This is a genomic window from Clostridium sp. (assembly GCF_032552055.1).
Taxonomy (GTDB): domain Bacteria; phylum Bacillota; class Clostridia; order Clostridiales; family Clostridiaceae; genus Clostridium.
Map to the genome: position 1 here is coordinate 1 of NZ_JAWGSV010000113.1, position 9,820 is coordinate 9,820.

Annotated in this window: 10 protein-coding genes; 9 read left to right on the plus strand and 1 reads right to left on the minus strand. The window is 29.2% G+C overall.

What is annotated here, in order from left to right:
• On the plus strand, positions 1-1,065 hold a 1,065-nt coding region (locus tag E6248_RS09020; RefSeq protein WP_316340488.1), incomplete at its 5' end, for a cell wall-binding repeat-containing protein.
• Positions 1,066-1,406: 341 nt separating this feature from the next.
• Complete coding sequence (locus E6248_RS09025; protein WP_316340489.1) at positions 1,407-2,120, plus strand: GntR family transcriptional regulator; 714 nt, start codon at positions 1,407-1,409, stop codon at positions 2,118-2,120.
• Between the two features lie 36 nt (positions 2,121-2,156).
• On the opposite strand, the gene E6248_RS09030 is transcribed toward E6248_RS09025, so the two are convergent.
• Positions 2,157-3,356: an enolase C-terminal domain-like protein gene (locus tag E6248_RS09030; RefSeq protein WP_316340490.1), complete on the minus strand. Its 1,200-nt coding sequence runs from the start codon at positions 3,354-3,356 to the stop codon at positions 2,157-2,159.
• A gap of 259 nt (positions 3,357-3,615) precedes the next feature.
• On the opposite strand from E6248_RS09030, the gene E6248_RS09035 reads away from it, so the two are divergent.
• From E6248_RS09035 to E6248_RS09065, 7 genes are all read left to right on the plus strand, one after another.
• On the plus strand, positions 3,616-4,983 hold the full coding sequence (locus tag E6248_RS09035) for a PTS transporter subunit EIIC (protein WP_316340491.1): 1,368 nt from the start codon (positions 3,616-3,618) through the stop codon (positions 4,981-4,983).
• 105 nt (positions 4,984-5,088) lie between these two features.
• Positions 5,089-5,730: a bifunctional 2-keto-4-hydroxyglutarate aldolase/2-keto-3-deoxy-6-phosphogluconate aldolase gene (locus E6248_RS09040; RefSeq protein ID WP_316340492.1), complete on the plus strand. Its 642-nt coding sequence runs from the start codon at positions 5,089-5,091 to the stop codon at positions 5,728-5,730.
• On the plus strand, positions 5,717-6,742 hold the full coding sequence (locus E6248_RS09045; RefSeq protein ID WP_396335142.1) for a sugar kinase: 1,026 nt from the start codon (positions 5,717-5,719) through the stop codon (positions 6,740-6,742). The genes E6248_RS09040 and E6248_RS09045 overlap by 14 nt, the downstream gene beginning before the upstream one ends.
• A 196-nt stretch (positions 6,743-6,938) precedes the next feature.
• A complete protein-coding gene (locus tag E6248_RS09050; protein WP_316340493.1) occupies positions 6,939-7,781 on the plus strand; it encodes an SH3 domain-containing protein in 843 nt (280 codons plus the stop codon).
• Positions 7,782-8,043: 262 nt separating this feature from the next.
• Positions 8,044-8,571 carry a dihydrofolate reductase family protein gene (locus tag E6248_RS09055; RefSeq protein WP_316340494.1) on the plus strand — a complete coding sequence of 176 codons (528 nt, stop codon included), beginning with the start codon at positions 8,044-8,046 and terminating at the stop codon, positions 8,569-8,571.
• Positions 8,572-8,747: 176 nt separating this feature from the next.
• Complete coding sequence (locus tag E6248_RS09060; protein ID WP_316340495.1) at positions 8,748-9,350, plus strand: hypothetical protein; 603 nt, start codon at positions 8,748-8,750, stop codon at positions 9,348-9,350.
• 19 nt (positions 9,351-9,369) lie between these two features.
• Positions 9,370-9,820: cytochrome c biogenesis protein CcdA (locus E6248_RS09065; RefSeq protein ID WP_316340496.1), on the plus strand; the 451-nt coding region annotated here is incomplete at its 3' end.

Here is a 9,820-nt window from a genome sequence, read left to right on the forward strand (position 1 = left end):
AGTAGTAGTAATAAAAGTGTTGCAACAGTTGATCAAAGTGGAAAAGTTACAGCAGTAGGAAAAGGAACAGCAACTATAACAGTAACTACGAAAGATGGATCAAAAAAAGCAACATGTACTATAACAGTTACAGAACTAGTAACTAATACGGCGATACAAGGGGAAAGGATATATGGAAGTGATAGATATGAAACATCCTATAAATTATTTGAAAAGGGATGGAGTAATTCTGACACTGTAATCTTAGCTTATGGACTAGATTATCCAGATGCATTATCAGCAGCTCCTTTAGCTGGTAAAAAAAATGCACCTATATTATTAGTTAGGAATAGTGGCTTAAAATCACAATCAAGACTTAAACAATTGCTAATTAATAAATCAGTTAAAAATGCAATTATAGTTGGTGGAACAGGTGTTATATCTTCTGAAATTGATAAGGACTTAAAAGCTATGGGCATATCTGTTAAAAGGTTAGGTGGAAAAGATAGATATGAAACCTCAGCTTTAATAGCGAAGGAAGTTGGCATAAATACTGGAGAAGTGACTTTAGTAAATGGATTAAGCTTTGCAGATGCCTTATCAGTATCTTCAATAGCTACTAAAAAGAAGATGCCAATTTTATTAACAAGAACAGATGTAATACCAGAAAGTATTAAGAAGTATTTAGATTCTAATAGTAAATCTATATCTAAAAGTTATGTAATTGGATCAACTGGTGTAGTATCCAATAATGTTTTAAATAAATTAAAAAGCCCAGTAAGATTAGGTGGAAGCGACAGATTTAAAACTAATAAAAGTGTTTTAGATAGATTTAAAGGAGAATTGAATCTAAGCAATATATATATTGCATCAGGTCTTGATTTTCCAGATGCTCTTGCAGCATCAGCCTTATCTGGTAAAAATAACAATTTTCTATTATTATCACATACAACAAGAGCAGAGGCAGCTGTAAAAAGTGAAGTATCAGAAAATAAAGGTAAGATTAGTAAAGCATATATATTAGGAAGTAAGGCTGTGATTTCAGATGAAATTATAAGAGGCCTTGGAGTAACTAGCATTAAATAAGTTTAAGGAGTAGTATAAATACTACTCCTTTTTGAATGGTATTTAAAGTTATCCAGATGTAAAAGATAGAGTTTTGTTTTAAATATTTATTTTATATAAATAAGTATTATTTTAAAGTAAGGGATAGGTATATATGAATGGAATAGTAAAATCTTATTAAGATTATTTATGGAGAAGTGTATAATAATCTTAACATATTGATCTGTATTTTATAAAATAGAACTTATAATATGAACCTATAAAAATAGTCTTTTTTTATAGGTTCTATTTTTGTACAATAAAGATATTAAGTTAAGCTTTTTAAGGTGATTTTAATGAAGTAGAGAAAGAGGATAAAGTTAATGAAAAAGAGGGAGTTTATAGCTCAGGATATTATAGGGAAAATATATCAGAAAAAGTTTGAAGGTAATAAATTACCGACTCAAAGGGAGTTAGCTAAAAAGTATGGAGTTTCACGTTACACTATTCAAGAAGCTCTAAAAAGATTAACAGATATCGGGGTTGTATATGCTAGACAAGGGGATGGGATATATATAAAGGATAACATTTATAGCAATCCATTGATATATAATTCTATGACTGAAAATTCTTATGAGGATATTATATCTAAAACTATTTATTTGAAAAAGGTTGAGCCATCATTAGAAACTCAGAGAATGTTTGGTTTAAAGGAAGGTGAATTAGTTTGGGAATTTCAACGTATTAGAATTGTAAAGTATCAAATTACTCAGATAGAAACTTCTATACTTCCATGTTATCTTTTTCAAAAATTAACTAAGGAAGATATTGAGGGCTCAATTCAGAATTTTGTTCAAAGGAAATATAAAATTTCTTATTATATAGTAAATTATCAAGCTATTAATATTTCAAAAAAGCAAGCAGAGCTATTACAATGTAAAAAGGGTGTTTCTGCGATGGAAATTACTAATAGAGGTATATTAGATGATGGAACAATATATCAATTCAGCAAAGTTATTGCATTAGATTATAACTGTACATATATATTGCCATTTAATAAAGAAAAGCATAAAGAAAGACAGAAAGTAAAAAGATAAATATATTTTAGGCTGTCTTTAGACAGCCTATTAGAACTAAGGAGTAACAAGTGTTCCATCAGGAATACGACTTTGAGTCCATTCATGTGGACGATACTGTACAGGGTATTTTACTATCTCAGTTTCAGAAATATCAACTCCAATACCAGGTAAATCAATAGGGTAGAAGTAGCCATTTCTTGCTTCTGGAATTCCTAAAAATACTTTGCGAGTAGTTTCATTGATTTCAATATTTTCTTGGATAGCAGCATTATGAAGGTGAATATTTAAGTGAATATTTACAGCAACTCCAATAGGTGTTATATCAGATGGTGTATGCCAAGCGATTCTAACTCCAAAGGCAGCACATAAGGCTCCAAGTTTTAAAGCAGGTGTAATACCTCCAATTTGTGAAACGTGACAACGAATGAAATCTATTTGTCTATTTGCTATTAATGATTTCCATTCCATAGGATTATTAAATAATTCGCCAGTGGCTAAAGGAGTAGAAGTTTGGCTTCTAAGCTGAGATAACCATTCATTTTGATCAGGAGGTAAAATATCCTCTATGAAATATGGCTTATACTTCTCTAAATCTTTTGCAAATTGAATTGCTTGATTTGGAAAAAGCCTTTCATGAACATCGTGAAGAATATGGAATTTATTTTTATATTTAGCTCTTAAATCAGCAAACATGGAAATAGTATTATCCATATAGTCATCTTGGTCAAAATAGCTTCCAGGAGTAGGATTATCAGTAGTATGGAAGTTAGTTGAGTTACCTCCGTAAAATCCTAATTGACATCTTATATGCTTATATCCTTTTTCAAGTATTTTATCAATTTCTTTATGTAAATCTTCTATGTTATCTGCTACAGCATGAGTATATGCAGGGATTGCATCTCTTGATTTTCCTCCAAAAAGTTGATAAAGTGGCATATTAGCTAATTTACCTTTAATATCCCAAAGGGCCATATCAATACCTGCAACTGCATTATTTATTACTGGTCCATTTCTCCAATAAGAATTTACCATCATCATTTGCCATAAATCTTCTATATTATTTGCATCTCTCCCTATTAGAAGAGGTTTCAAGTATTCAGATACCATTAAACTAACAGCTTTAGGTCTTTGTTGAAAAGTAGCACATCCTAATCCATATATTCCTTTATTTGTTTCTACCTTTACTACTACCAAATTATGTCTGTCTGGTTTCGTTATATAACATAAAATATCAGTAATTATAGTTGGTTCCATATTAGTACCTTCTTTCTTAAATAATAGTTCCTTACTAAATTTAATCATTAATTTTATACTAAAGTCAAACTGGATTTTTTAAATGCGAAAAATATCATATTTAGCAGTCCAATTTTAATAAAAATCCTTATAAAGTATTGGAAAATAAGGGTTTTTGAAAATATGAAGCTATTTTTGGACTACTTTTATTTTAAAAAAAGTTATGATAATATTTAGCTTGTAAACGGAAACAAAGTTAATTTGTGAAAGGGGTAATTTTATGAAAAAAGAAGATGTTATAAAAAATATTATTAAAAGCGTAGGTGGTAAAGACAATATCAATAACGCTTGGCATTGTATGACAAGATTACGTTTTGACCTAAAAGATTTAACAAAAGTTGATGAAGAAGCAATTAAAAATTTAGATGGGGTTATCGGAGCTGCATTTAATAAAGAGCAATTTCAAATAATTATTGGAACGACAGTAGATAAATATTATAATATTTTACTTTCTGAACTAGGTGTGGAATTTGGTAATCCATCAAAAGAAAACAAAGAAGAAGGTAAAAATAGTTTAATAACTAAATTTATGAATACGCTATCTGGTGTATTTGGGCCAATAGTACCTGCTATTGCTGGAGCAGGTATGATAAAAGGGTTAATATCTGGTTTAATTGCATTAAATGTTATATCAGGATCTAGTGATACAGTTAAAGTAATTGATATGATGGCCAGTGGTGTATTTACTTTTCTACCATTCTTTTTAGCAGTTTCTGCTGCGAAGAAGTTCAAAACTAATGAATATTTAGCTGTAGCAATAGCAGCAACTGTTATGTTCCCTACAATGGTAGATGCGGCAAAGGCTGGAGAAATAAGTGCCTTTAGCTTTGCAGGACTTATACCTATACCTGTGTTTAACTACTCAGGAAGTGTTATTCCTATAATCTTTGCTGTTTGGATCTTAAGTTATATTCATAAGATTGTTGATAAATATATTCCAGATGTAATGCGTACAGTATTTACACCAACAATAACACTATTTATCTCAGGATTCTTAACATTAGCATTAATTGGACCAATAGGAATTTATTTAGGAAAAGGCTTAGCTTTAATTGTTAGTGGATTATTTGATATTTCTCCTATTTTTGCAGGTATTATTGTTGGAGCAATTCGTCCTATTGCTATATTAACAGGAATGCATCATGCTATGACACCAATTGCACTACAAAATTTTGAAACACAAGGTTATGATATGCTTATGCCAATGATGTTAATGGCTAACCTTGCAATTACCGGTGCTGCAGCAGCTATTTACTTTAAGGAAAAAACAAAGCAAGAAAAATCAGTAGTAGTATCTTCAGCTATTTCAGGACTTTTTGGAATAACTGAACCAGCATTATTTGGAGTATTAACAAAATATAAGAAGGCATTTTTAGCAGCAACAATTGGAAGTTCAATTGCATCTGCATTTATAGGAGCTTTTGGAGTTCGTATATATGGATATGTTTTATCAAGCGTATTTAGTATTCCTGCTTATATAGGACCATACTTTATTTATGCAATATTAGGCATGCTTATGGCTTTAGGTATCTCATTTGTATTAGCATATATTATGGTTGTTAAGGATGATAAAAAGAGTAAAGCATAATTAGGAAAAGATCTGTAAGTTAATAAATTTATTTACAAGTGTAATTATAAGTTAAAACTACTATTTATTTTAGGATAATCTAAAATAAATGAAAGGATAAATACTATGAGTAAAGTGAAAGTTTTAAAAGTAATAGAGAACTGTGGCATTGTTGCTGTTGTAAGAGGAGATTCAAAAGAAGTTGGAATAAATATATCAGAAGCTTGCATTAAGGGGAATGTTAAAATAATAGAAGTAACATACACTAATAAGTTTGCTAGCAATATAATTAAAGACTTAGATGTAAAGTATAGTAAATACGAGGATGTTGTTATAGGGGCTGGGACAGTGTTAGACTCTGAAACTGCAAGACTTGCCATCTTAAGTGGGGCTAAATTTATAGTTTCTCCATGTTTTAGTGAAGAAACTGCAAAACTGTGTAACAGATATAGAGTGCCGTATATTCCAGGTGTGATGACTATAAATGAAATTGTTAAAGCATATGAGCTAGGTTCGGATATTGTAAAAGTATTCCCAGGCAATGTTTTAGGAAGAGAGTTCGTAAGCTCTCTAAAAGGACCCTTACCTTATGCAAGTATTATGGTTACAGGTGGAGTTAACTTAGAAAATATAGACTTATGGAAAAAATCTGGGGTAGATGTAATTGGAATAGGTGGAGAAATAAATAAGCTTGGGGTTAATGGTAAGTTTGATGAAATAACAGAATTATGTACAAGCTATGTAGAAAAATTTAATGAAGCGAGATAATGATAATATGAGAGTAGTTAGTTTAGGTGAGATAATGATGAGGTTATCTACCGATAAAGGTGTATTTATTTTAAATACAAATAACTTTAATGTTAATTACGGCGGTGGAGAAGCTAATGTACTTATATCATTATCAAAGTTTGGAATTAATACAAGATTTATAAGTAAGATTTCTAACAATTCTATGGGAGACGCTATTTTAGAGTATTTGAATAGTAAAAAAATAGACACAAAATTTATTTCTAGAAGTGATGGAAGAATTGGTATATATTTTCTAGAGATGGGAAGCGGTAATAGAAACTCTAAAGTTATATATGATCGTAAGAATTCCTGTTTCTCTAACATAAAGGCATCAGATATAAATATTGAAGAAGCCTTAGATGATGTAGATATTTTTCATTTTTCAGGTATAACATTGGCGCTTTCAGAAGAGTTAAGAAAGATAATATTAGAAATACTAAAAGTTTGTAAGGAAAAAAATATTTTAGTAAGTTATGACTCTAATTATCGTTCTACATTATGGTCATTACAGGAAGCGCGAGAAGCAACTTTAGAAATATTACCTTATATAAATATTTTATCAGCAGGAATACTTGATGCAGAAAATATATTGAAGTTTAATTGTGGATATGAGAACAGATATGAAAAGTTAAATTATTATTATGATCATATTTCAAATGACTATCCTAATATAAAGTATATATATTCTTCGTTTAGAGATATAAAGTCAGCATCAATTAATACATTACAATGCAATTATTATATAGATAATAAATTATATTCATCTGAAATAAGAACTATAGATGATATTGTTGATAGAGTTGGTGGGGGAGATGCATTAGCAGCAGGTATTCTTTATTGTATTTTAAATAATAAAGAGCCAAAATATACTGTTGAATTTGCAAATTGCGCATCAGTATTAAAACACTCTATTTATGGTGATGCCAACTTGGCATCAGTAAAAGATATTGAAAGTTTATTATATAATGGAGTAACTAAAATAGATAGATAGTTATAAAGAAAATATAAAATTGTTTAGTAAAGATTAATGCACTTACAACGGAGGTTGTAGGTGCATTTTTATTTTCCTTTAGTGAGATTTTATTCATTATAATTAAAAGTTTTCTATCAGTTAGTATGGAGTATAATAGTTCCAAATAAAAAGTAGATTCATAGGATATTATAAAAAGTAATTTTAGAGGTTAAAAATGAAAGAATATCAAAGACAGGAACAAAGTTCATATAAGTACACCATAGCTAATACTAATCTAAGAAAAGAAAAGTCTACTTCTTCTTATATAATCACTGTAATACCAGCAGGATCTAAGGTCCAAGTTAACGACGCTGAAGAAGATTGGTATGAAGTAACATATAATGGACAAACAGGATATGTATACAGTGATTATTTATCCCAAACAAAATATACATGGACAAATGTTACTTTAAGGTCTTTTCCCTCTGCTGAGTCAAAGCCAGTAACTGTAATTCCTCTGAAGTCTATGGTGCAGGTGCTATCTGTAAATGGAGATTGGAGTAATGTTATCTATGATAACCAAAGAGGATATATATTTAGCTATTTTCTTTCTGATGATGGGAATCCACCTGAAGGATATGATTTTAAGTACTTTTATACGGATATGACAAGGTTTGTAAATGATAATCAAATTAAAAGCCCTACTATAAATTTAATTACAACAGACTTAGAAAATAAGCTTACTTATATATTTGAAAAAAATAATGATGGTACATGGAATTTATTATATAAGTGGTCTTGCACAGTAGGCAAGCCAAGCACACCAACTATTAAGGGAACTTTCTATGTTAGTGGTAGAAAGCCATACTTTGGATCTGATACTTATAGGGTAAAGTATGCTACTAGAATTCGAGGTAGTTATTACTATCATTCAATATTATTTAATTCAGCAGGAACTGAAATAATTGATGATAGACTTGGTATGGCCTTGAGTCATGGATGTATTAGATTAGATGTGAAAAATGCTCAATGGATTTATGATAATGTGTTAGATAAAACTACTATAATAATAAACTAATTTAATATATGGGCTCTGTGAAGTGATTATCTAACAGAGCCTATATTTATGGATTCAAAAATTACTAGTAAACAGCTAGAGAGTTACATAGTAAGTATAAAAGTATATTTATATTGCAATAAGTGAAAAAACTAAAGAGGGCAATAAATAAACACTGTTTGATATAGTTTATAATATATTTTGTATCAAGGATATGGATTTAATAAATAAGAAATACTAAAATAAGAGATAATGCAATTAAAACAAAATGGAGGATAAAAATATGAGTGGAAAAATAATATTAAATTTAGCAATAAGTTTAGATGGGTATATAGCAGATGAAAATGGTGGATATGATTGGATAGTTGGAGATGGTAACTCTAAATTAAATACAGAAAACAAATCAGACTTTGCTAAGTTTTTAGAAGGTATTGATGTAGTAGTTATGGGGAGAAAGTGTTATGATCAAAATATGCATATTGATTATAAAGAGAAAGAGGTGTATATAGCAACATCAAAAAATATAGATGATTATGAAAATTACCATTTTATAAGTGGTGATGTCTGTAAAACTATATGTGATTTAAAAAATGAAGGGAAGAATATATATTTATTTGGTGGAGGAGTAGTTATTGATAGCTTTGTAAAAGCTGATATTATAGATGAATATATTATAGGAATAATACCTACTATTCTAGGAAAGGGAAGAAAGTTATTCTTAGAAAATAACCCTAAAATTGATTTGAACCTTCAGGAGTATTCAGTTGAAGATGGAATTATAATTATGAAATACTCAAAGAGAAATAAATAAGGGAATTAATTATAATCAAAGATTAATGAAAAATGAGTAAAATATAGATCAAGAGAAGGAGCATCCAAGATGAAGGGGACTCCTTCTCCTTTTATATTTCAATGAATTATAAAATCTTCATAAAACCAACAAAAATAATTTATATAATATCACTAAGTAGAGGGGAGTTAATTCAGATGAAGTGGAAAAATATATTAATCATATCAGTATGTGCAATTGTAATTATATTTGGTGGGATTAAGGCATTTGGCAAGAAAATTAATGAGACTAAAAGAAATGATGTAGTAAGTCATGAGAGTAAAGGTATAGGAATTAATGAGACTAAAAGCGAGGATATAGTAGGTAATGATATTAACAGAAAAGCTTTAGGAATTGACAAAATTAACAGTAAAGCTGTAGTGAGTAATGAAATTGAAAGTGAAATAGAAGATTTAGAAAAAGTAAAAAGTGACACTATTACTAAAACTTTTGATGGTAGCTATATGAGTCCATTAGTTACTGTTTCAGAGTACAAGCCTGAATTTAATATTAAATTAGAGGGTATTAATAAGGAAAGTGAATTAATACTTATAAATTCTTACTCTGGAGAGATGATTAAAATGGATTATAGCGAGGATGGAGAATACATACTAAATACTAGTTTAGAAAAAGATGTAGACTATGGAATATTAGTTGATTATAGATTAACAGGATCTATTAGGGTAGTTGATGATTTAAAAGAAATAAATGATGAAGAAATATACAATGAGATAATGGAAAATTTACAGTGCGGTTTATAAAAAAGGAGAAAGTTTAATTATGAATTATATATTATTATTTTTAGAAGGGATACTAACATTTATATCCCCATGTATCTTACCTATGGTACCAATATATGTATCGTATTTTATGGGTAAGGATTCGGATAACAAGAAAAATAGGGCATTAATAAATTCCCTAGGTTTTGTTTTAGGATTTTCAATTATATTTGTGTTATTAGGGGTTGGTGCAAGTGCACTTGGATTAAGTTTAAATAAATATATAAGAGAATTAAATATATTCTCAGGGATAATAATGATATTTATGGGTCTTAATTACCTAGGAATATTAAAAATCAACATACTTCAAAGAACCTTTAAGCTTAAAAATAAGGTTGATAAAAACAATGTGAATCTAGCATCATCTATTTTATTTGGGATGATATTTAGTATAGGATGGACACCATGTGTTGGACCATTTCTTGGATCAGCCTTAATGATGGCAACTAATT

What these genes read in the sequence shown, in the direction of transcription:
- E6248_RS09040 (WP_316340492.1), top strand. Translation starts at nt 5,089, where the DNA reads ATGAGTAAAGTGAAAGTTTTAAAAGTAATAGAGAACTGTGGCATTGTT.
- E6248_RS09045 (WP_396335142.1), top strand. Translation starts at nt 5,717, where the DNA reads ATGAAGCGAGATAATGATAATATGAGAGTAGTTAGTTTAGGTGAGATA.
- E6248_RS09060 (WP_316340495.1), top strand. Translation starts at nt 8,748, where the DNA reads ATGAAGTGGAAAAATATATTAATCATATCAGTATGTGCAATTGTAATT.
- E6248_RS09050 (WP_316340493.1), top strand. Translation starts at nt 6,939, where the DNA reads ATGAAAGAATATCAAAGACAGGAACAAAGTTCATATAAGTACACCATA.
- E6248_RS09030 (WP_316340490.1), bottom strand. Translation starts at nt 3,356, where the DNA reads ATGGAACCAACTATAATTACTGATATTTTATGTTATATAACGAAACCA.
- E6248_RS09035 (WP_316340491.1), top strand. Translation starts at nt 3,616, where the DNA reads ATGAAAAAAGAAGATGTTATAAAAAATATTATTAAAAGCGTAGGTGGT.
- E6248_RS09055 (WP_316340494.1), top strand. Translation starts at nt 8,044, where the DNA reads ATGAGTGGAAAAATAATATTAAATTTAGCAATAAGTTTAGATGGGTAT.
- E6248_RS09025 (WP_316340489.1), top strand. Translation starts at nt 1,407, where the DNA reads ATGAAAAAGAGGGAGTTTATAGCTCAGGATATTATAGGGAAAATATAT.